Annotated in this window: 22 protein-coding genes; 12 read left to right on the forward strand and 10 right to left on the reverse strand. The window is 71.1% G+C overall.

From position 1 onward, the window contains the following. The first annotated feature begins 397 nt into the window (after nt 1-397). From BGP03_RS14910 to BGP03_RS14925, 4 genes are all read left to right on the forward strand, one after another. Nucleotides 398-1,147 (forward strand): SRPBCC family protein, encoded by a 750-nt coding sequence (locus tag BGP03_RS14910; RefSeq protein ID WP_298796388.1) that lies wholly within the window; start codon nt 398-400, stop codon nt 1,145-1,147. A 77-nt stretch (nt 1,148-1,224) separates the two neighbouring features. Further along, a complete protein-coding gene (locus tag BGP03_RS14915) occupies nt 1,225-1,614 on the forward strand; it encodes a nitroreductase family deazaflavin-dependent oxidoreductase (RefSeq protein ID WP_296376087.1) in 390 nt (129 codons plus the stop codon). Nucleotides 1,615-1,710: 96 nt separating this feature from the next. Beyond that, nucleotides 1,711-2,202 carry a hypothetical protein gene (locus tag BGP03_RS14920; RefSeq protein WP_296376089.1) on the forward strand — a complete coding sequence of 164 codons (492 nt, stop codon included), beginning with the start codon at nt 1,711-1,713 and terminating at the stop codon, nt 2,200-2,202. A gap of 127 nt (nt 2,203-2,329) precedes the next feature. Next, nucleotides 2,330-2,752, forward strand: a complete 423-nt coding sequence (locus BGP03_RS14925) for a hypothetical protein (RefSeq protein ID WP_296376091.1) — start codon at nt 2,330-2,332, stop codon at nt 2,750-2,752. A gap of 150 nt (nt 2,753-2,902) precedes the next feature. Here BGP03_RS14925 and BGP03_RS14930 read toward each other — a convergent pair whose 3' ends face one another. The 6 genes from BGP03_RS14930 to BGP03_RS14955 all read right to left on the reverse strand — a co-directional run bounded on the left by BGP03_RS14930 (nt 2,903) and on the right by BGP03_RS14955 (nt 8,004). Then, complete coding sequence (locus BGP03_RS14930) at nt 2,903-4,678, reverse strand: GAF domain-containing protein (RefSeq protein ID WP_298796391.1); 1,776 nt, start codon at nt 4,676-4,678, stop codon at nt 2,903-2,905. Between the two features lie 489 nt (nt 4,679-5,167). After that, entirely contained in the window at nt 5,168-5,365 is a 198-nt protein-coding gene (locus BGP03_RS14935; protein WP_296376094.1) for a hypothetical protein, read from the reverse strand. A 75-nt stretch (nt 5,366-5,440) separates the two neighbouring features. Continuing rightward, nucleotides 5,441-5,938 carry a nitroreductase family deazaflavin-dependent oxidoreductase gene (locus tag BGP03_RS14940; protein ID WP_296376096.1) on the reverse strand — a complete coding sequence of 166 codons (498 nt, stop codon included), beginning with the start codon at nt 5,936-5,938 and terminating at the stop codon, nt 5,441-5,443. Next, on the reverse strand, nt 5,935-6,636 hold the full coding sequence (locus tag BGP03_RS14945) for a hypothetical protein (RefSeq protein WP_298796394.1): 702 nt from the start codon (nt 6,634-6,636) through the stop codon (nt 5,935-5,937). The genes BGP03_RS14940 and BGP03_RS14945 overlap by 4 nt, the downstream gene beginning before the upstream one ends. Then, on the reverse strand, nt 6,633-7,412 hold the full coding sequence (locus BGP03_RS14950) for a dienelactone hydrolase family protein (protein WP_296376099.1): 780 nt from the start codon (nt 7,410-7,412) through the stop codon (nt 6,633-6,635). The genes BGP03_RS14945 and BGP03_RS14950 overlap by 4 nt, the downstream gene beginning before the upstream one ends. Before the next feature lie 298 nt (nt 7,413-7,710). Next, complete coding sequence (locus BGP03_RS14955; RefSeq protein ID WP_296376100.1) at nt 7,711-8,004, reverse strand: Dabb family protein; 294 nt, start codon at nt 8,002-8,004, stop codon at nt 7,711-7,713. A 303-nt stretch (nt 8,005-8,307) separates the two neighbouring features. Between BGP03_RS14955 and BGP03_RS14960 the strand changes: the two genes are divergently transcribed. From BGP03_RS14960 to BGP03_RS14990, 7 genes are read left to right on the forward strand one after another with little or no spacing between them, the layout of a single operon-like run. Next, on the forward strand, nt 8,308-9,282 hold the full coding sequence (locus tag BGP03_RS14960) for an LLM class flavin-dependent oxidoreductase (protein ID WP_298796497.1): 975 nt from the start codon (nt 8,308-8,310) through the stop codon (nt 9,280-9,282). A gap of 30 nt (nt 9,283-9,312) precedes the next feature. Then, on the forward strand, nt 9,313-10,086 hold the full coding sequence (locus BGP03_RS14965) for an enoyl-CoA hydratase-related protein (protein ID WP_298796397.1): 774 nt from the start codon (nt 9,313-9,315) through the stop codon (nt 10,084-10,086). A 2-nt stretch (nt 10,087-10,088) separates the two neighbouring features. Then, nucleotides 10,089-11,255 carry an acyl-CoA dehydrogenase family protein gene (locus BGP03_RS14970; RefSeq protein WP_298796399.1) on the forward strand — a complete coding sequence of 389 codons (1,167 nt, stop codon included), beginning with the start codon at nt 10,089-10,091 and terminating at the stop codon, nt 11,253-11,255. Next, complete coding sequence (locus BGP03_RS14975) at nt 11,248-12,336, forward strand: acyl-CoA dehydrogenase family protein (protein ID WP_298796401.1); 1,089 nt, start codon at nt 11,248-11,250, stop codon at nt 12,334-12,336. The genes BGP03_RS14970 and BGP03_RS14975 overlap by 8 nt, the downstream gene beginning before the upstream one ends. Nucleotides 12,337-12,345: 9 nt before the next feature. Next, nucleotides 12,346-13,977, forward strand: a complete 1,632-nt coding sequence (locus tag BGP03_RS14980; RefSeq protein ID WP_298796403.1) for an AMP-binding protein — start codon at nt 12,346-12,348, stop codon at nt 13,975-13,977. Further along, on the forward strand, nt 13,974-14,846 hold the full coding sequence (locus BGP03_RS14985) for an SMP-30/gluconolactonase/LRE family protein (protein WP_296376109.1): 873 nt from the start codon (nt 13,974-13,976) through the stop codon (nt 14,844-14,846). Before BGP03_RS14980 ends, BGP03_RS14985 begins: the two co-directional genes overlap by 4 nt. A gap of 58 nt (nt 14,847-14,904) precedes the next feature. Then, on the forward strand, nt 14,905-16,128 hold the full coding sequence (locus BGP03_RS14990; protein ID WP_298796406.1) for a TetR/AcrR family transcriptional regulator: 1,224 nt from the start codon (nt 14,905-14,907) through the stop codon (nt 16,126-16,128). A gap of 146 nt (nt 16,129-16,274) precedes the next feature. Here BGP03_RS14990 and BGP03_RS14995 read toward each other — a convergent pair whose 3' ends face one another. After that, nucleotides 16,275-16,712, reverse strand: coding sequence for a hypothetical protein (locus BGP03_RS14995; protein ID WP_298796408.1), 438 nt, complete (start codon nt 16,710-16,712; stop codon nt 16,275-16,277). Nucleotides 16,713-17,170: 458 nt separating this feature from the next. On the opposite strand from BGP03_RS14995, the gene BGP03_RS15000 reads away from it, so the two are divergent. Continuing rightward, nucleotides 17,171-18,787 (forward strand): 2OG-Fe(II) oxygenase, encoded by a 1,617-nt coding sequence (locus tag BGP03_RS15000; RefSeq protein WP_298796410.1) that lies wholly within the window; start codon nt 17,171-17,173, stop codon nt 18,785-18,787. Here the strand turns inward: BGP03_RS15000 and BGP03_RS15005 are convergent. From BGP03_RS15005 to BGP03_RS15015, 3 genes are all read right to left on the reverse strand, one after another. Further along, nucleotides 18,777-19,772 carry an NAD-dependent epimerase/dehydratase family protein gene (locus tag BGP03_RS15005; protein ID WP_298796412.1) on the reverse strand — a complete coding sequence of 332 codons (996 nt, stop codon included), beginning with the start codon at nt 19,770-19,772 and terminating at the stop codon, nt 18,777-18,779. The two genes, BGP03_RS15000 and BGP03_RS15005, sit on opposite strands and share 11 nt — an antisense overlap. Before the next feature lie 15 nt (nt 19,773-19,787). Continuing rightward, nucleotides 19,788-20,423: a PqqD family protein gene (locus tag BGP03_RS15010; RefSeq protein WP_299736561.1), complete on the reverse strand. Its 636-nt coding sequence runs from the start codon at nt 20,421-20,423 to the stop codon at nt 19,788-19,790. A 47-nt stretch (nt 20,424-20,470) separates the two neighbouring features. Continuing rightward, on the reverse strand, nt 20,471-21,202 hold a 732-nt coding region (locus BGP03_RS15015; protein ID WP_299736563.1), incomplete at its 5' end, for a hypothetical protein.

The following is a 21,202-nucleotide window of genomic DNA, read 5'->3' on the forward strand; positions in this document are numbered from 1 at the left end:
TGACCGACACCTGCCCGCCGTTCCTGCTCGACCAGGGCGCTGCCGAGCCCGCGCCGCTGCCACCCGCGCCAACCGATCTGCCCCCGGGAACCCAGGCCGCCGACCGGATCGCCGCTGCACCCGGTACGCAGACGGCGACGACCGGCTGACGTCATGACACCGTGCAACCCGCTGATCGACAAGATCCTTCCCCGCGCCGACGTCCGGCTGCAGCACCGGGCTCTGTTCCGGGTACCCGCCGAGCGGGCCTTCCGCGGAGCCCGTGATCTCGACGTGCTCCGCCATCCGCTGGCTCGTGCCCTGATCGCCGCCCGGGCCCTGCCCGTGGGAGGGACAGGCCCACCCACCCTCCGGATCAGCGATCTCACCGGCCCGGCCTACGGCTGGTCCGTGCTCGGTGAGCAGCCCGGCACCGAGCTCGTCCTGGGGACCGTGGCGGCTCTCCGCGCCGCCCGCCGCCCAGCCCGCCACGCCGAAGGAGTTCGCCGACTTCTCGGCGCCCGGCCACGTCAAGATCGTTCTCGCGGTGAGCGCCGTGCCCCAGGGCCTCGCGGCTGCGGTCCTGACCGTCGAGACCCGGGTCGCGGCGACCGACCCCACGAGTGCCCGCCGCTTCCGCCGCTACTGGCGGTTCGTCGGACCCTTCAGCGAGCTGATCCGACGTACCGCGATGGGGATGCTCGCCCGCGAGCTGGACCCCGCCGCGCGCAACGGTGGAGAGATCGTCATCGCCCGGCCCGTGGAGACCGTGTTCGACGCGGTCGCCGACGAACGCATCGAGCCGCGCTACAACCCGCAGGTACGCAACGTGGAGCTGCTGACCCCCGGACCGGTGGGTATCGGCACCCGGTTCCGCGCAGAGGCCGTGACCGCGGCCCGCCCCGCTCCGCTGACGATCGAGTGCACCGGCTACGACCGGCCGCACCGGTTCGACTCCACCACCCGCATGACAGGCATGGACATCGACTACACGCTCACCTTCGAAACCGTCGAGGCCGGGACGCGGATGCACTGGCTGTTCGACCTGCACCCGCACGGTGCGCTGCGGCCGCTGCGGCCATTCGTGGAGGCGATCGGCCGCCGTCAGGAGAAGCGCAACTGGGCCGCCCTGCGTGACTACCTCGAGGCCGCGTCCGGCGAGAGCTGATCGTGACCGCGGTGGTCCCGGTCGTCGCGGGGCCTTCGGCTCTACCGGGTGGCCGGGAGATGACGCACCGTCGACCGATGACGTACCTGAAGCCGGCCGCGCTCACGAGAAAAGTGATCAACCCGCTGGTCAGTGTGCTGCGCACCGGTGGGGTCGCGACGCTGACCGTGGCCGGGCGCTCGACCGGCCGACGGCGGACGGTGCCGGTCATACCGGTCGCGGTGCACGGGAAGCGCTACCTGGTGTCGCCGTACGGCGAGTCCGACTGGGTCCGCAACCTGCGCTCCGCAGGGCGGGGCGAACTGCACGGCCGCGGTGAACGCGAGTCGATCAAGGCCACCGAGGTACCGGCCGCCGAGCGCGCCCCGATCATCGCCTCCTACCGCGAGATCGCCGGGCGGACCGTCGAGCCGTGTTTCACCGGCATGCCCGACCCTGGCGATCATCCGGTCTTCCGGATCGAGTGACCCCGCTTCGGCGCCTGCCCGCACAGGGCTGTCCGGCAGCCGTGACAGGACGCACGCCCCGCGCGGTCCCGCTCGGCGCGATGTGACTCTGCGGACATGACGAACTCGTCCTCGGTTCGGCGGTCGCGCTTGCGGTCGCTCCTGTCGCCTCCGCCCCGCACAGCGCGCGGCTGGCGCTCCGCCGCCCGCTTCGCGCTCGGCGGGTACTTCGCCGCGATGGCGGGCGTCAACGTGCTCGTCACGCTGCAGGACCCCGAGGGGGTCTACCGCAGTCTGGCCGCGCTCTCGTGGCCGGGTTTCGCGTGGATCCCCGAGTTCCTGGCGCAGCCGATCGGCGGACCCTTCACGGTGGCCCTGATCGTGTGGGAAGCCGGCGTCGCGGTCCTGCTGCTGTCGAAGGGCACGCTGGTCCGTCTCGGTCTGATCGCGGCCCTGCTGCAGCTCGTCGCCCTCGCTCCGTTCCTCGGCTGGTACGAGCTGGCCAACGTCGCCACGGCGGTGCTCGTGGTCGCGCTGTTGCGGCGCGACCACGACTCGACCGTGATCGACGTTCTTCGCCGCCGCCTGCACCGTCGGGCGGCGCGGTGATGCGGGGAGTCCTTCTGGCTGCGCGGCCGGGCCGTAGGGCACTGCCCGAATGGTCGCCGGGAGTGGACGGTGGCGTCAGCCGCCGGCCGGGACAACCGGTCGAGCGGGGAGCAGGACGGGGTCGACGATGACGATCACTGGGAAGGACGGGGTGGCGACAGTGTGCGTCGCCGCCGCCGTCGCGTTGTACGGGTTCTGGTCGAACGGCATGCCGCTGTTCGGGCTGACCGGCCCTCGCGCCGTCGCTGTCGCGGTGCTCGTTCTGGGTGTGGCGGCGTGCACGTCGGCGCGATCGCATCTGGCGACCGTCTACGGCGCCGGTGACGAGCCTCGTCCGCCATTGCCCTACGTCGTGCTGGTCTCTGTTACCGGGCTGGCGACGCTGGTCGCCGGGGCCATCGCCCTGATCGGTGGCAATGTCGTGGCGTTGGCCGTCCTCGCCGGAGGCATCGTCGTGCTCTGGGTGCTGGCCACGGTCCGGCACCTGATGTCCGGTGACGCCCCGCGTCCGTCGGTCGGATCCGGACGACCGCACCCGGGTAGGTCCTGAACGGTAGGCCTGCGGCACTCCGTACCTCGATCGGCCCGTCCGGCCAGGAGACTCTCGCCTCCTGGCCGCACGTGCGGTGAGGAGCACCCCTCGTGCCCGCCACCGGGACCCAGCGGTCGCGCCCATGCCCGGTGCGCAACCCAGCTGGTCCTAGATCCGAACCGTCCAGACCAGACCGGTGCCCGAGGGCCGGCCTGGTGTGATCGTGAGGCTGCCACCGAGCCGTTCGGCCCGGTGGCACATGTTCGCCAGGCCGCTGCGCCGCCCGGTCTCGGGCACACCGACACCGTCGTCGGTCACCGTGAGGGTGAGCGACGTCGAGTCGGCGGTGATCTCGACCTGGGTGCTGTGTGCTCCGGCGTGGCGCGCGACGTTGGACAGCGATTCGCGCAGCACCGCGACGAGGTCCTCGGCGACGTCGTCGGCCAGCCCGTCGAGCAGCCCCGCGAACCGCAGCCCGGGCGTGGCGCCCAGGCCGGGCGTGATGTCGGTGACGACCTGCATCAGCCGGGCCCGGACCGTACCCCGCGACAGCGGGGACACGTGCAGCCCGAAGATGGTGGTGCGGATCTGGCTGATGGTGTCGTCGAGTTCGCGGATGGATCCGGCGATCCGCGATATCGCGGTGTCCCCGGCACGCCCGGCTCGACCGATGAGCGTGACGTTCGGGCCGAGTGCGGCACTGAGACTCTGCAGCGACAGCCCGGTGGCGAACAGGCGCTGGATGACGTGGTCGTGCAGATCCGCAGCGATCCGTTCACGCTCGTCGGCCATCACCAGCCGGGCATGATCGGCCCGGGCGTCCGAGAGTTCCATCGCGACGGAGGCCTGGTGGGCGAACCGTGCCGCCATGTCCAGGTCGTCGACGGTGAACGCCGCCCGCCTCGTCACCCGCGCCGCGGTGAGCACGCCGTTCACGCCGTGCGAGCCGGTCAACGGCACGACCATCACGGCGCCGACATCGAACCGTTCCGACAAGATCGATTCCAGGCCCGCATCGCGTGCACTGTTCACACGCATCGGCGTGCCCGTCGAGAAGACGTGACCCGACAGCGTCGCCTCGGCGGCGACGTGTTGGCCCAGCAGCGCGGCTTCGTCGGCACCGACCGCCACGGCGACCCGCAGGTCCGGATCACCGGCCGCGCCGGCCATGGCCCGGCCGGTGTCCGGCTGGATGATCGTCACCATGTCGGCGTCGAGGATGGCGTGGCTGCGTCGGGCGATGAAGCGCAGCGGATCCCACCCCGCTCCACCGGCCGCTTCACCGCCGTCTGCGGGATCACCGACCAGCGGGGTCAGCAGGCGGTGGGTGATCGCCGCACTGGCCTCCAGCCACAGGTGACGTGCCTGAGCGATGTCGTAGAGCCGGGCGTTGTGGATCGCGGCGCCTGCCGCCGCGGCGAGAGCCTCTGCTATCTCCTCGTCCTCCTCGGTGAACGCTCCGCGGATGCTCTCGGTGAGGTAGAGGTTGCCGTAGACCTCGTCGCGGACCCGGATCGGCACCCCGAGGAACGACTCCATCGGCGGATGTCCGGGCGGGAACCCCGCCGCGCGGTCGTCGGCGCCGATGCCGGGCAGCCGGATCGGGGTGACATCGTCGATCAACGCTCCGAGCAGGCCCTTGCCCTGGGGAAGAGGCCCCATCGCAGCGACCGCCTCCGTATCCATCCCGGTGTGGATGAACTCCGCCAGATGCCCGTCGGCGCCGATCACTCCCAACGCCGCGTACCGCGACCCGACCAGGGCCGTGGCCGCCTCCACCACCCGCCGCAACACCACCGGCAACCCCAGATCGGCACCGATCAGCTGGGTGGCCCGCAGCAGGCCCCGCAACCGGCCCTGGATTCCCATCACCTCCTGCGCACGCTCCACCACCTGCCCCAGCAGTACGTCGAGCTCCGACCGCGGCACGTCCGGGAACGTCACACCCGCAGGAGCCATATCGGGAGCGGGCCCGCTCACGGGGCCACATCCGTCACAGAACCGGGAACGACCGCGGGCATCTCCGTTGACGGCGCGACACCACACGCTTCATTCAGCTCCGCGGCCCCGGCCCCATGGCGGGGGCAATCGCCCCCCACGTCCTGGGGCGGAGAAGATCGGCGCTGAGACAACTCGCGATCAAGGCGGCCGGTACCTGTACACATACGGAGGCTCGTCCCGGGCATGGAACGACCCGGACAGGAAGCGCACCACCGAGGTCAGGAGCGGGGCCTCTACTTCAGTGTGCGACGTTAGCGCGCGGAACCGCTGCATCCGACGCGCGGGCGAGAGCTTGACCCTGATGCGAGTCGACCGGACCCCGAAGGAAGGGGCCTACTCTCCTGCCACCGCGATCGGCCCAGCCACCGCGCCCTCTTGCGCCCGTCTGCCGCCGCACGAACGCAGCCACGGTCAGTTCGACGTGCCGGGCCGTCACCGCGGGCGCAGCCCCCGCAGGGACCCCACCAGCAACACCGCCCCGAGCACGCCGAGCACCACGAACCCGACGATCGGACCCACCACCTGCCCCACGGTGAACTCCACTCCGGCCGCGCTCTGCGGGTTGAACGCGACACCGAACGCGTAGCTCGCGCCCACATACAGCAGGAAACCCAGGACACCCTGCTTCACGGTGCCGGTGTGGTGCCCGGGTCACCCGGCCCGGCGTCGCGGATCCGTCGTCGTGCTGCGACGGGCGGTAGGTCGTCATCGTCCGTCGCCCCCGCCGGTCGGATCGGGCGACTGGACGGTCACCAGCCGGACGAGCGGGATGGCACGCCCGGCGGCCCGCAGGTAGCGGTCGTAGGTGGGTGCCTTTCGCAGGATCCGGGGCCAGACTGCGTCCGCCTCGTCCTTCGTCAACTCCACGGGGTGCACCCGGCTGCTGCGGCCGCCGATCTCCACCGTCGCCTGCGGGCCCGCCATCAGATTGAGGTACCAGTCGGGAAGCGCCGTCCTGCCGGAGTTCGCGGCCACCACAACCATCCCGTCGTCGTCCGGGAAGTACTGGAGCAGAACGGTGTGCCCACGGCCCGACCGTCGCCCGCGCGTCGTCAGCAGCAGGACGTCGTGGCCCCCCGGCCGCAGCCGCCCGCCCGCCCGTCGGAACAGTGCGGTCCCGAGCCGGCGGAACCGCTTGTTGCCCACGTGCTCGGCGAGCAGCGTGAGCCGCTCGATGCGGGAGACCGCCGGCGCGGGCGTCATCGACGTGCCGTCACGGCCGGTGCATGTTCGGCGGGCGGTCGAGTGGGTCGCCGGAGCAGGGTGACGGCGGTGGCGGCCAACCAGATGACGTACAGCGGATAGGGCGCGAAGGTGTACCAGCCGTCCGGGCCCAGCGGCCCGGTGTCGACGACGAGGGCTGCGAGCAGCCCGAGTTGCGATGCTCCGGCGACCGCGGCGAGCCAGCCGAGCCACGACGGCAGCGCGCCGGACCGCAGGGCCAGTACCGCGAAGGCTGCCAGCATGACCGCGGCGGGCACAGCGGCGACGGTGAACAGAGCCCACGCCAGCGACGCGATCGCGGTGACCAGTTGTGGTGCCGCCGCGGTGGCGGCGATCTGGGCGAGGGCGATCTGACCGGCCTGCGAGACGACGCTCAGGGTGACGTAGGCGACCCCGGCACCGAACCCGATCCCGGCGTACCGGCCGGATCCGCCCTCGGCCGCGGCCAGGTGGGCGCGCAGGCAGCCGAGGAACCACAGCATGAACGCGGCGCTGAGCAGGAAGAGGAGGCTCTGGGTCAGCAGGGCGTGGGAGTGCGCGGCGTTGAACGCGGCCACCTGGACATCCGACGCACCCGCCGGGGGTGCGCCGCGTTCGAAGACCATGGCGGCTGCGACCACTCCCAGCGCGGCGAGCCCGCTGGCGGCACCCCACCGGTCGTGCGTGGTCTCACTCATGGGGTCCCTGACCGGGGTTGAGAGGACGAGGTGGGGGCACCTGCGGTTCCGGCCGGTCGGCGGAGATGGCGGTCGAGGAACGCGAGGATGCGCTCGCGCGCGTCGCGGGCCGAGGGCTCGTGGTAGACGTCCGCGCCCCCGGTCAGCCGGCCGAGCACCGCCGCCACCGCCGGCACGTCGGCGGGGTCGTGGTCGTTGAGGAACCCGTGCCCGGCGTCGGGGTAGGTCCTGATGTCGTGGTCGACGCCGACGGCGGTCAGGATCCGCTCGAGCTTCTCCCCGGTGCCGCGGTTGGCGCGGTCCTGCGCCCCGTAGCTGCCCACGATCGGACACGCCCGCGCGAGCGCGTCGGCCCGGTAGGCGTCCGCCGACGCGGTGCCGTAGTTGACGCTCGCGGCGTCGAAGCCGTGGTCGGGGGCCAGCAGCAGGGCGAACCCGCCGCCCATGCAGAACCCGACGACCCCGACCCGGCCGCTGCAGTCCGGCCGGGCCAGCAGCGCGGCCCGCACCGCCTCGACGTCGTCGAACGTCCGGCCCCGCCGGGCCCGGGCGTCCCGGATCATGTGGACCAGGCAGAGCGTCCGGCGGCCGCCGCGGTAGAGGTCCGGGGCGGCGGCGAGGTAACCGGCGCCGGCCAGCCAGTCGGCCTGCCTGCGCAGGTCGTGGGTCATCCCGAGCACGTCGTGCAGCACGACCACGCCCGGGAACGGTCCTGGCCCGTCGGGCACGGCCAGGTAGACGGGCAGGGTGCCAGCCGATGCCTCGACCTCGAACATGCCCGACTTCACGATGGTGGGCGGGCAGTCTGGGCAGAATCGCGTCTCGTAACGGTCATCAGCTCACTCTGCGGTGCCACCCGGCGTGAGCGCAGAGACGAAGGACCCGCTGGCTGAGGCGTTGGTCCTGGAACCAGTGGCCAAACCCTGGTCTCGAGTGCGTCCGCCATCCGGTCCCGCCTGGTGTACGTGTCACGAGACGTGTCACGCCGGGCCTCCCCAGTGCTCAGTGCAGACCGTCCACCGCGCGCGCTGGAGCTCATGGCCTCGTCGGCGGTGAGCGTCACGTCCGGCGGCGTCAGCTCCGGAGATCGACACGGAACTGGACGCTCTGCACGGACTCGATCGCCTCGCGGGGCAGCCCGAGATGCGCGGGATGGGCGAGGTACGCGGAGAAATCCTCGACGGTCTCAAACTCCGTGACGATCGCGTAGTCGGCGTTCGCCGAGCGTTCGCCGAGGTCGTGCCCCTGCCGCGTGCGGATGGGGAAGTCGAGCCTGCTCGGCAGGGCGGCGACCGCCTGGGTGAACGCCTCGATGTCGGTCGAGCTCGCCGACTCTCTGAACCTGAGCGTCAAGCAGTGGATCAGCATCGCGACCTCCGCGTCGGGTGGGCTGTCCCGCGAGCACCGAGTGTCGTGTCCGCGGCATCAGTAGCGTGACTGATCATAGACATGATACGTACGTCGACCGAGACTCACTCCACCACTTCCATCTTCGGCCAGCCTTTCACAGCTCACAGCCCCTCCATGGTCTGGCACCTGTCAGGTTCCGGGCTCGTAAGCGCGTACAGCTACGTGATCGATGATTGACTTATTGGCGCGGTCGGATCTAACTTGTGGCCTGTCGCCCCTATCCGAGGGGCCGCGCCCACCACGACCGGGAGGGGCTTGAAGATGAAGCTGGGTTGCTCGTTCGCAACATCACTGGAGACCCCGGAGCACATCCGCATCGCCGAGCAACTCGGCTACGAGCGCGCGCTCTGCTACGACTCCCCCGCGCTGTATCCCGACGTGTGGATGGCGCTGAACCGCGCGGCGGAGCTGACGGAGCGGATCGTGCTCGGGCCGGGCGTGCTGATCCCGAGCCTGCGGCACCCGATGGTCACGGCGTCGGCGATCACGACGCTGGTGCATTCCGCGGGCGAGCAGCGGGTGTTCGTCGGTATCGGGAGCGGGTTCACCGGCCGGTTGGCCATGGGCCGGCCGCCGGTGCCGTGGGCACAGGTCGAGTACTACGCCCGCACCGTCCAGGCCCTCCTGCGCGGCGAGCAGGTGGAGTGGGAGGGGGCGATCATGCAGGTGATCCACCCCGACGGGCGCTTCGGGCCCCGCCTTCCGATCACGGTGCCGTGGGGCGTCGCCGGGGAAGGCCCCAAGGGGACCCGGGTCGCCCGTGACCTCGGCGCCGAGCTGTTGCGGATCACGGCCCCCGAGCCGGGGTTCGACCAGCAGTCGATGGTGTTCGCCGGCACGGTGCTCGACGACGGGGAGGACCCCGGATCTGAACGCGCGGTCGACGCGGCCGGCCACGCGGCCGGTCTGTACCTGCACTGGGCTGTCGAGCACGGCGTGATCGACGAGCTGCTCGGCGAAGGCGGCCACGTGTGGGCCTCCGCCTACGACCACATCCCCGAGAACATCCGCCACATCGCCCTGCACGACCGCCACGTCGTCGGCGTCAACGACGTCGACCGGCCCTTCATCACCACCGAGGTGATGACCGCCGCGGGGGTGGCGCTCACGCAGAAGGAGTGGCGCACCCGGCTCGACGCCCTCCGCCAGAGCGGCTGCGGATACGTGCACTACCAGCCTGCCGGCCCCGACATCCCCCGCGAGCTCGAGGCGTTCGCGGCCGCCTACGCCGGCTGACCGGACCAGACGAAAGGATCGCCGACGGCGATGGAAGACCTGACGTTCATCGAGTGGCACGTTGATGGGCCGGTGGCCACGGTGTGGCTCAACCGGCCACCGGTCAACGCGACCGATCACGAGCTCTACAGCGAGATCCGGCAGTTCTTCGGCCACCTGGCCGCCTACCTGCACGACGCGCGGGCGGTGGTGCTGGCGGGGCGGGGCAAGCACTTCTGCGCGGGCAACGATCTCGGTGAGTTCCAGACCATGGACCCCGACAACGCCCCGGAGCGCCTGGAACTGGCGCGCGAGGCGTTCTGGGCGATCTACGACTCGCCGTTGCCGGTCATCGCCGCCGTGCACGGCGTCGCGGTCGGGTCCGGGCTGGCCATCGCGGCGTCGTGCGACCTGGTCGTCGCAGCCGAGGGGGCCCGGTTCGCCACACCCGAGGTCAACGTCGGGGTGCTGGGCGGGGCCAAGCACCTCTCCCGGCTGGTGCCGCAGGGTGTGGTTCGGTTGATGCACTACACCGGCGACCTCTACCCGGCCGAGACGCTGCTGCCCTACGGCGGAATCGTGGAGATCGTCCCGGAGGAGCAGCTGCTCGGGACGGCACGTGCGCTGGCGCGATCGATCGCCCGGCACAGCCCGGTGACGCTCGAGCTGGCCAAGCGCAGCCTCAACGGCATCGAGTACATGGAGCTCAAACCAGGATACGAGTTCGAGCAGAGCCTCACCCGCGAGCTCTCGGGGTACGCCGACTCGAAAGAGGCGGTCAACGCCTTTCTCGAGCACCGCGCGCCCGTCTACACGGGGCGGTGACCGTGCAGCCACCATCAGCGCCGACGGAGTCGCTCGACGCATTCCGTACGCGAGCCAGGGCCTGGCTCGCCGCCGCCGACATCCCCGAGGTGCCCCGCGATATCGACAGCCGTTTCGCGACGCTGCGACAGTGGCAGAAGACCCTCTTCGAGGCGGGCTGGGTCGGCATCGCCTGGTCGAAGCAAGCGGGCGGCCAGGGCCTGAGCCACCTCCACCACCTGGTGTTCGTCGGGGAGCTCGCCCGGGCCGGCGCACCCCAGCCCATCGGGTTGATCGGACTGGAGGTCGTCGGACCGTCGATCGACCGCTACGGCACCGACTGGCAGCGCCACGAGCTGCTGCCGCGGCTCCTGTCCGGCGACGACATCTGGTGCCAGGGTTTCTCGGAGCCGAACGCGGGCTCCGACCTGGCATCACTGCGGACCCGGGCGGTGGCCGACGGCGACGAGTTCCTCGTCTCCGGCCAGAAGATCTGGACGAGCTGGGCGCACCTGTCGCACTGGTGTGCCCTGCTGGTGCGCACCGACACCTCGGTGCGCAAACAGGCCGGCATCAGCTACCTGCTCGTCGACATGACGAGCCCGGGCATCACCACCCGGCCCATCACGCAGATGACCGGCGACCGGGAGTTCTGCGAGGTCTTCTTCGACGACGTCCGGGTGCCCCGGGCCAACCTGCTCGGTGGGGTCAACGAGGGCTGGGCGATCGCCACCCACACCCTGGGCAGCGAACGCGCCGGCGCCACGCTGCGCCGCCGAGTCGAGTGCGAGGTGGCGCTGGACGAGGCGCTCGACCACCTCCGGGCCGCGCGGGGATCGTCGAGCGACGACCGGGCAACGGCCGCTGTGGGTCGTGCGCATGTCGCGATGCGGGTCCTCGACGCACAGACCCGGCAGACCACCGCCCGGCTGGTCGCCGACACCGGGCCCACACCCATGGACTCCGTCGACAAGCTGCTGCTCACCGACGTCGAGCAGATCGTCTTCGCCGAGATCGCCGCCCTGCTCGGGCCGTTGCGGGCGGTGCCGGGCGCCCGAGCGCGCGGCCTCCTCTCGCAGCGATGGGCCTACGAGCACCTCTACTCGCGTGCGGCCTCGATCTACGGCGGTTCGTCGCAGATCCAGCGCACCATCATCGCCGAGCGGCTGATGGGACTGCCCCGTGGCTGAGCCAATCGACGTCGGGGCGGAGTACGGCAGCGCCGTCGACGACTACCTCACCCGCGCCTACGACGGCGACCGGTGCCGCGCGCTGCTCTCCGCGGGAGGCTGGGATGCAGGTCTGGCCGCCGAGCTGGCCGAACTCGGCTGGCACGGTCTCGCCGTGCCCGAGCGGCACGGCGGGCTCGGCGCACCGCTCTCCTCGCTGGGGCCGGTCTTCACCGCACTCGGCAGGCACCTGGCCGTCGGACCGATGCTGGAGAACACGCTGCTCCCGGCGGTGCTGCACCCGCACTGGACGATCGCACCCGCGCTCGCGGCGGCCGTCGAGACCGGGGTGCCGGTCGCTCTGGTCGATCCCGGAATCACCGACGACCGGACCGCCGACGTCGGCGCGATGACCCTGCACGACCAGCGGCTCTCCGGCGCGGTCGAGGCCGTCCGCTTCGCCGGGCAGGCGAGCCTGCTCGCGGTGGTGGCCGCGACGGAAGCCGGCGAGGTCGTGTGCTTCGTGGACCCCACGACCCCCGGAGTCCGCATCGACAGCGTCGACAGCGCGGACCCGGCCACCGCGTTCGCCCGCGTGGCGCTCGACGACGTCCGTGCCGATGGCGCGGCGCCCGCCGACGGCGGCGAGCTCGTCGCCCGCATCCGATCATGGGCGCGGCTCCTCATCGCCTGCGAGCTCAGCGGTGTGGCCGACCACGCCCTCGACCGCACGGTCACCTACATCGGCCAGCGGGAGCAGTTCGGGCAGCCGATCGGGAGCTTCCAGGCGGTGAAGCACATCGCCGCCGACATGTACGCGCAGGCGACGGGACTCCGCAACCTGTGCACCGCGTCCCTGGCCGACGCCACCGACGCGTCCACCGCCGACCTGGCGGTCCTGGCGTGGACCGCGAAGGCGCACGCCGCGGAGGTCGCCGTGCGCGTCTGCGAGGACGCGGTCCAGCTGCACGGCGGCATGGGCTTCACGACGGAGAGCGACGTCAGCGCCTGCTACCTGCGCACGCTGGCCCTGCGCAGCTGGTACGGCGACGCGACCGAACTGCAGCTGCGCATCGGCGCAGCCCTGTTGGACCGAGTCTGAGGGGCAGACGTGAGAGCGACGAAGCTCGACGAGGAGCAGATCCGCACGAACACGGAAGCAGGCTTCTGGACGGGCAACATGATCGACGACTACCTGTCCAGCGCCGCAGCGCGGACGCCCGGCGCCGTCGCGGTCGTCGACAGGACGGGCTCGCGCACCTACCGCGAACTGGACACCGACGTGAACCGGCTGGCCTCCGCGCTGCGCAGACGCGGGCTCGGCCGTGGCGACGTGATGTCGTGGATGCTCCCGAACTGGGCCGAGGCGATCATCGTGCACCTCGCCGCGATCCGGCTCGGGGCCGTCAGCAATCCGATCATCCCCATCTACCGCCATCAGGAGACGACGTTCATCCTGCGGCAGGCCACGTCGAAGATCGTCGTCGTCCCGCACGAGTTCCGTGGCTTCGACTATCCGGCGATGATCGAGGACATCCGCGGTGGGCTTCCCGCACTCGAGGCCGTCGTCGTGGTGGGGGCTCCCCCCGGCAGCGCCCACGTCGGCTTCGACGCGCTGCTCGACGAAGGCAGCAGCGAGCCCATCGACCACGGCGGCCGTACCGCCGACGACGTCGTGCTGCTGCTCTACACGTCGGGCACGACCTCCGCACCGAAGGGCGCGCTGCACAGCCACAACACCCTCGACCACGAGAACCGCAGCATCATCGAGTTCTTCGCCCTCACCACGTCCGACGTCGTGTTCATGCCCTCCCCCGTCGGGCACATCATCGGTGTCCTCTACGGCATGCAGCTGCCCTTCATGCTCGGCACCACCGTCGTGCTGCTGGACGTCTGGAACCCGGAGCGGGCCCTGGAGCTCATCCAGGAGCACCGCTGCACCTTCACCGTGGCTGCGACCCCGTTCCTGCACGGCATCGTCCACCACCCGCGACGGGCGGAGTTCGACACCGCCTCGATGCGGGTCTTCGCGTGCGGCGGCGCGGACGTCCCACCCGAGCTGATCAGGTCGGCGACCCGCGCACTGGGGTGCACGGTGAGCCGCGGCTACGGCTCCACCGAGTACCCCACGGCCACCGCCGGCAACGCCGCCGATGCCCTGGCCACACGTGCGCAGACCGACGGGCGGGCCATCGGTGCCGCGCAGGTGCGGGTGGCGGCCGACGGGGAGCTGCAGGTGCGTGGCCCGGAGATGTTCCTGGGGTATCTCGACAGCTCGCTCAACGCCGACACCTTCACCGACGACGGCTGGCTGCGGACCGGCGACCTCGCCCGCATCGACGACGACGGTTACGTGGAGATCGTCGGCAGGCAGAAGGACATCATCATCCGCGGCGGCGAGAACATCAGCGCCAAGGAGATCGAGGACCAGCTCTTCGAACACCCCGCGATCGCCGACGCCGCCGTCGTCTCGGCGCCCGACCCGGTACTGGGCGAGCTCGTGTGCGCGGTCGTCGTCCCCGCACCCGGCGCGAGCATCACGTTGCCCGAGCTCGTCGAGTGGCTGACCGCCCGGCGGATGGCCCGCCAGAAGCGCCCCGAACGCCTCCTTCTGCTCGACGAGCTGCCGCGCAACGCCAGCGGCAAGGTCCAGAAGTTCCGGCTCCGCGAGCTCACCCGCGCGGACGCCGAGCCCGCCCATCCCACTGATCCGAGCACCAGACCGATCGGAGTCCGACGATGAAGCTGCACTCCCTCACCGAGTTCGCCTCGGGCCACCAGTTCCTCGAATGCCTCCGCTGGCACGACGGCGAGCTGTGGGCCAGCGACTTCTTCGGCGGGCAGGTGCTGAGGTTCGCCGCCGACGCGACGTCCACGACGGTCGCCGAGATCGCCGGCGCACCCGCGGGCCTCGGCTTCCTGGCCGACGGCTCGACGCTGGTCGTCTCCCAGGCCGACACCACCGTCGTCCGCATCGCCCCGGACGGCACGCTCAGCCCGTACGCCGACTTCAGCGCCGTCGCAGGAGGGCCGGGCAACGACATGCTCGTCACCACGGGCGGGCACGCCTACGTCGGCAACTTCGGGTTCCACATCGGAGCCGAGGACCCGAAGCCGACGGCGCTCGCGCACGTCGACCCCCACGGCACGGTGCACCGCGTCGCCGGTGACGTGGTGTTCCCCAACGGCATGGCTCTCGCACCCGACGGGACCCTGCTCGTGGCCGAGACGTTCCGACACCGCATCACCGCCTACGACGTCGACGCGCACGGATCGCCCACGAACCAGCGGGTCTGGGCGCAGCTTCCGGACTCGTTCAACCCCGACGGCATCGCCCTGGACGGCGACGGCGGGGTGTGGTTCGGCAACGCCCTCACCACCGCTGACGACAGCGGCTTCTACCGCGTCGTCGCAGGCGGGGAGATCACCGACAAGGTGCCGGTCACCGGGGCCCAGGCCATCGCGTGCGCCTTCGGCGGCGACGGTCTCGGCACCCTCTACATGAGCTGCAACATCACGACGCTCGAGGAGTTCGTCCAAGGGCAGTCGAAGGCGATCATCGCCACCGCCGTCGTCGGGCGCACCGGCGCGCCGGGCTCGTCCGGCGCATGACGGCCGGCTGGTCCCGGTCGATACGATGCCCGGGTAGGCGGAGAGGAGGCGACAGCCAGTGGACGCTGCCGCCGCGCCGTCACCGCCAGCCCGGAGATCCCGCCCCGCCAATCGCCGGGCCGAGATCGCCCGGCACGCTGCTGAGCTCTTCAGCGTCCGCGGATTCCACGCCGTGCGGATGGACGACATCGCCGAGGCCAGCGGCATCACCGCCCGGGCCCTGTACCGGCACTACCGGAACAAACAGGCCCTGCTCGCCCACGTCGTGCGGGAGGACCAGCAGCACGTCATCGACACGCTCACCATCCTCGCCGAGCAACCGGCCGGCACCCGCGACTCCGACGCCGACCTCGCGGCCGTCACCAACGCCGCGCTCGACAGCCGCAGGCTCTCGCTGCTGTGGCAGCGCGAGGCGCGCCACCTCGCCGACGACGACTACCGCCTGGTCCGGCGGCAGACCCGGTGGATCGCCGCGACACTCGACGAGCTGTTCCTCCAGCACGACCGGTCCGACCTCGGCGACGACGTCGTCGACATCCGCAGCTGGGTCCTCGTGAGCATCGTCTCCGGGCACGGCATCTACGACAGCCCGCTGCCCCGCCCGCGCCTGGCCGGAGAGCTCATCGCCGCGGCCAGGCGCGTCATCGACTCACCGCCCGCGGAGGTGCCCGCATCAGCGCCCTCCGCTGACCCACCCGCACCCGCCACGGTCGACCGGACCCCGATCGCCCGCCGCGAGCAGCTCATCTGGGCCGCGGCACGCGCATTCCGCGGCAAGGGGTTCGGCGGGGTGGGCAACGACGACGTCGGCAGCCAGCTCGGCATCGTCGGGCCGGCGCTCTACCGCTACTTCGACACGAAGGCCGATCTCCTCGTCGCGGCGGTGAACCGCCTCCACGAGTGGCTCGCGCTCGAGATGACACGCGCCCTGCACGCGCCGTGCCCGGACGAGCACGTCCTGGCGGCGCTCGTCCGCGGGTACGTTCGCGTCGCGATCGAGGCGAGTGAGCTGCTCGCCGTGTGGCTCACCGAACGGCTGTACCTTCCCGACGCCGCGCGGGAGCGGTTCGACAGGATCGAGACCGACTACATCGCCGAGTGGCAGCGCTGGCTGTCGGTCGCGCGGCCCGACCTGCCGGACGCCGTCGCGGCGTCGCTGGTCAAGACCGCCAAGACCGTCATCGACGACTGTGCACGGATTCAGCGTCTGCAGCACTACCCGATCCTGCACGCTGAGCTCAGCCGGGCCGCACTGGCGACACTTGGACTGCCAGCCAGCTGACTCCTTCAGCAGAGCCGAGAAAGTCCGTCACGTCCCGCCCTCGGCGTACGTCGGCGTACGTCGGCGCGGACACCGACGCACTTCACGTCGACGACGTTCCATCGTGAGACGCTCGTCGCGTGACCAGTCGAGAGGACGTGCACCGACTACTGGACGCCGTCCCCGAGACCCGGCTCCCCGCGCTGGAGCAGATTCTCCGCGCCAGCCTCGACGGTCCAGTACCCGCTGCACCGCGACGCTTCGCCAGCACCGGCACCCTCCCGACTCCACCGGCGGTCGAGCCGACGCGTGATCGTCGTCGACACCGGCCCGGGCCGCTGTTGGTCCCGTCCACGGTCGTCACCGCAGTCTGCATGCTCGCAGAACGCCGCCGCGGCACCCGGACCGAACTGGCGTTCCTGGCCGACGTACGCGCCGGGCTGTTCACCCTGCTCGAGTCCACATCCGCTGACCTCGACCGCATCGCCGAGCTCGCCACCTACGCCGATCTGCCACTCGGAACGGTCGGCGCGTCCGTCATCGCCCTTGCCGAACGACTCAACCTCCCCGCAGTTGGCCACCCTCGACCACCGCCACTTCAGCATCGTCCGGTCACGACACGTGCCCGCGCTCGCATCGGTGCCCTAACCAGAGCAACCGAGCCGCTCCTCCATCTGCTCTCAGCGCGAACAGCCGTGCACCCCGGCCGTCGGCGCGTTCGCCGACGGCCACGGACTCGTGTCACACGACGCGTCACGCGCGGCGGCGGCAGCCAGGCATGCGCCGGCTAGGCCCCCGCACGGTCCCCTTCGTCAACAGCGGCTCCGCCACCGCACCAACCCGAAGGTCACAGGGACCTCGGTCGCGTTCGCGGGCCAGGCCGCCAACGCCCAGCTGCTCCACGACGCTCTGGCCGAGGAGAACATCCGGGTCTCGAGCTGATCATCTCCGGCACGATCGTCGCTGACGACCCCGTGAAGGACGCCGTCCCCGAGTCGTGGTGCGCTACCCACACAGCTGCTCGGCGAACCGGACGGCCTCAAACCCAAGCGATGGCGACGGGGTGGCGCGCACCCGCACGGACCGGGGTCACGACGTCGGTCATAATCCGTGGATGGTGACGACGCAGACCGAGGTCCCGCAGTCGCTGGGTGTGGGCTACGGCGTCGAGGTGCAGATCCTCGACCGCACCGGTCTCGGGCTTGCCGGTCAGGTGCGGGCAGCGCTACCACCGGAGCTCATCGCGAGCGGGTCATCGGCCACGGCGGTGGTGACGTACGCCGTCTCCGTCGTTGACGAGACTGCACCCGAGTACGTGGTCACGGTCGACGGGCTCGATGTCTACGCCACCAACGTGCCCGAGGCGCTCGTCGACTGGTTGGCGCGCGACATCGACACAGCTGTGGCCCGCGGCTGTGCCGACATGACATTCGTGCACGGCGGTGTAGTCGGCTGGCGGGGGCTGGCCATCGTCATTCCGGGCCGGGAGGCGAGAGCCATCTCGCACCTGGTCGCCGAGCTGGTGCGGCGCGGAGCAATCTACTACTCCGACCGTTTCGCCGTACTCGATCGGCAGGGCCGGATCCATCCCTACCGCGTGCCGCTGGAGATCGACGGCATACGCCAGCGAGACCTCCGCCTGATACAGAACGACGTCATCGCGGAGCCTCTACCGCTCGGGATGGTCCTGGCCTGCGGTGGACCGCCGGCTGATGTGTGGCGGCCCTCGGTCCGGTCGGGTCGGCGCAGCGCTCTGCCGCTGGTCGACGCCATGGTAGGGCCCCGAGACGACACGCGGCTGGCCAACGTGGTGGCGGTCGTCGAGCCCACGCTGGTCACCCTGCAGGGACCGTGGCCGGACCCCGTGGGCGCCGCCGCCCACCTGCTCGACCTCGTCGACGAGGCCCACGTCAGCTACGCAGTCCATGCGCTCACCGAGGAGGCCGGCGGTATTACCGACCATCTCGCACGCGCCGCCCGAACACGCCTGCACAGTGAACCCGCCCGGCCTACCACGCCGTTCCGCCGGCTCATCGCAACGCCGTACGTGCAGCTGTCCGACTTCCTCCCGAGCGCCGATCGGGATCAGCTGCTCGAGCACGCGCTCCGGTGGGAGGCGGAGTTCGCCGAGTCCGGTGTCGTCGGGATGACGGGCAAGAACAACGTCGACCACGACGCCAGGAAGTCGCGCACGCTGCCGCCTGGGCGGTTCGAGGAGGTCTGGGACCTGTTCGAGGGACCGCTGCGGGGCGTCCTCGCCTACGCCCGCAAGGAGCTGGGCATCGACTGGTTCCCCCTTGGCAAGCTGGAACGTCAGCTCACCGCGCACGGCCCGGGAGGGTTCTTCGTCCCGCATGTGGACACTGGGCATCCGGTCGCGGCGACGCGGCGGATCTCGTGCGTCTACTACTTCCACCCGACGCCGCGCCGCTACCACGGCGGCGAGCTGCGGCTCTACGACACCTGGGACACGCCGACCGGCACGACGGGGGCGGCCTCCTGGACGACGGTGACGCCGGAGGACAACAGCCTCGTCCTGTTCCCGTCGACCGCCTTCCATGAGGTGCGGCCGGTGCATACGGAGTCGGACGCCTTCGCCGACAGCCGCTTCGCGGTCACGATGTGGTTCCACGAGGGCGAGCGGCCGGAGCCGGCGTCGTCGGATGGGCTCACGCCGTGACCCGGGCGCGCTCGCACGCGTGGATCCGGTCATGGATCCAGCGATAGGTCTGCTCCATGCCCTCGGCGAGCGGGATCTCCGGCGCCCACCCCAGTTCCTTCCGGATCAGCGTGTTGTCGCTGCTGCGGCCGCGCACCCCGACCGGGGCGTCGAGGTGGTAGCGCCGGCGTAGCCGGACTCCGGCGATCTCCTCGACGATGTCGACGAGGTCGTTGATCGAGACGAGCTCGGCGCTGCCGACATTCATGGGGGTCGAGACGTCGCCATCCATGAGTCGCCGGATGCCCTCGACGCCGTCGTCGATGAACATGAAGCTGCGGGTCTGTTCCCCGTCGCCCCAGATCTCGATGTCCCGCTCACCGCGCATCGCTGCGATGACCACCTTCCGGCAGATCGCGGCCGGGGCCTTCTCCCGACCGCCATCGTAGGTGGAGAGTGGTCCGTAGACGTTGTGGAGGCGCGCCACGCGGGTCGCCAGCCCGAAGTCTTCCGTGAAGTGTCGGCACAGGCGCTCGCTGAACAGCTTCTCCCAGCCGTACCCGTCCTCGGGCTGCGCCGGATAGGCATCGGACTCCCGCAGCGGGGTCACGGCCGCGACCGACTGCTTCTCCGCCGCGTAGACGCACGCCGACGATGCGAAGAAGTACCGCTCGACGCCCTGGTCCCGCGCCGCCAGCAACATGTGGGTGTTGATCAGGACGGAGAGCGAGCACTCGGCGCGGTGGGTCTCGATGAACCCCATGCCGCCCATGTCTGCGGCAAGGTTGAAGACCTGCCGGGCACCGCGCGCCGCCGCCGCGCAGGCCTCCCGTTCCCGCAGGTCGAGGCGAACGTTCTCGACGTCAGCGAACCGCTGCCACCATTCGTCGAGCGGTTTGATGTCCACCGCGCGGACCCGTGCCCCACGCCGGCGGAGATCGGCGATCAGGTGGCCCCCGATGAAGCCACCCCCGCCGGTCACGACGACGAGATCGTCACCGAGCATCGACGACAACCCGGCTCACAGGAAGGTCGGCGTGGGCGTCGGCGTCGGGGTCGGGGTGGGCGTCGGGGTCGGGGTGGGCGTCGGCGTCGGGGTGGGCGTCGGCGTCGGGGTGGGCGTCGGGGTGGGCGTCGGGGTGGGCGTCGGCGTCGGCGTCGGCGTGGGCGTCGGGGTCGGGGTCGGGGTCGGGGTCGGGGTCGGGGTGGGCGTCGGGCAGTGCGGGTGCTCGGGGTGCGTCGGGTGCTCGGGGTGCGTCGGCGGCGGCTGGGGGCCCGGCGACGCCTGGGCTACGGCGCGCCAGTCCAGGAGCTCGACGATGGGCAGCATCGCGACGGCCGCGCCCGAGATGGCCAGGACCCGGATCACCGACCGACGGTTGATGACTCGCGGGCCCTGCGGCGTCTCGAGGACGATCAGTCCGGAGTCGGCGAGCTCGGTGAGCGCGAGATCGACGATCGACTCGTCGGCCGGGAGCCCGGTCCGGCGACGGATCTCGGCGGCCATGTCCGCCTTTGAGTGGGCGCCATCGCACAGCTCGTACACCGCTGCCGCGCTCTGGTTGAGCGCGTGGGCTTGGGACGACTCCGGCCGGATGGCGAGGAGCTCGTCGGCGGCACGCTCCAAGCGCACCCCGTGGACACGCCGTGCTGTCATGTCACTCTCCAGTCGACGCCGCGCTGTGGACCGCGGGCATCATACGCTCATTCACCGATCCCGATATCGAACTGCAGGCGGTCATCACGCGTCAACCAGGGGGCGTCGTTGTTGTCGACGAAGTCGACCGTGATCTCCTCCATCCCGTCGACCCCATAGATGTGCCGCCGGTCCAGCACCGGGCTGAGCACGCGCGCGGTCGGCGAGAGCAACCCCGCCCACCAGCTGAACGACGAGTTGGCCCGGAAGATGGTGCGCGCGAAATACAGCTTGAGGAAGTCGTCGAGCCAATCGAAGACGATGCCCGGGACATACTCCGAGCCGACGGGGTAGCTCCACCCGGCCTGGTAGCGCACCGGCCGCCCGACGTGCCAGCGGCCGGTGTGGTCGTCGGACACCCACAGGACCTCGTCGGGTGAGAAGCCGTACTTCTCGAAGGCCGCGAGGTAGGACTCCTTCGACACCACCGAATACCCCTGAGGGTGGGTGCGGTTGTACTCCGGGTTCGCGATGTCGTCACGCCGCAGGTGGGCGACGTCGTAGAGGCCCTGCATCTCGGAGTAGCGCTGGTAGCAGCGCAGGCTCTGCACCTCGTCGCTGAATGCGCAAAGCGACTGCAAGTGCTGGCGCGAGAGCCCGGCGTAGACCGCGGGGTTGAAGGCGCACCCGTTGCCGTGGCACCAGTCGTGGCCACGCCCTTCGTACGGCTTCGGCGCCGACTCGACGTCGACCAGCTCGGCGCCGGGCAGGCGGGTGCGGACCACGGCCATGCGCGCGTC

Source organism: Pseudonocardia sp. 73-21, from assembly GCF_001899645.1.
Lineage (GTDB): Bacteria > Actinomycetota > Actinomycetes > Mycobacteriales > Pseudonocardiaceae > Pseudonocardia.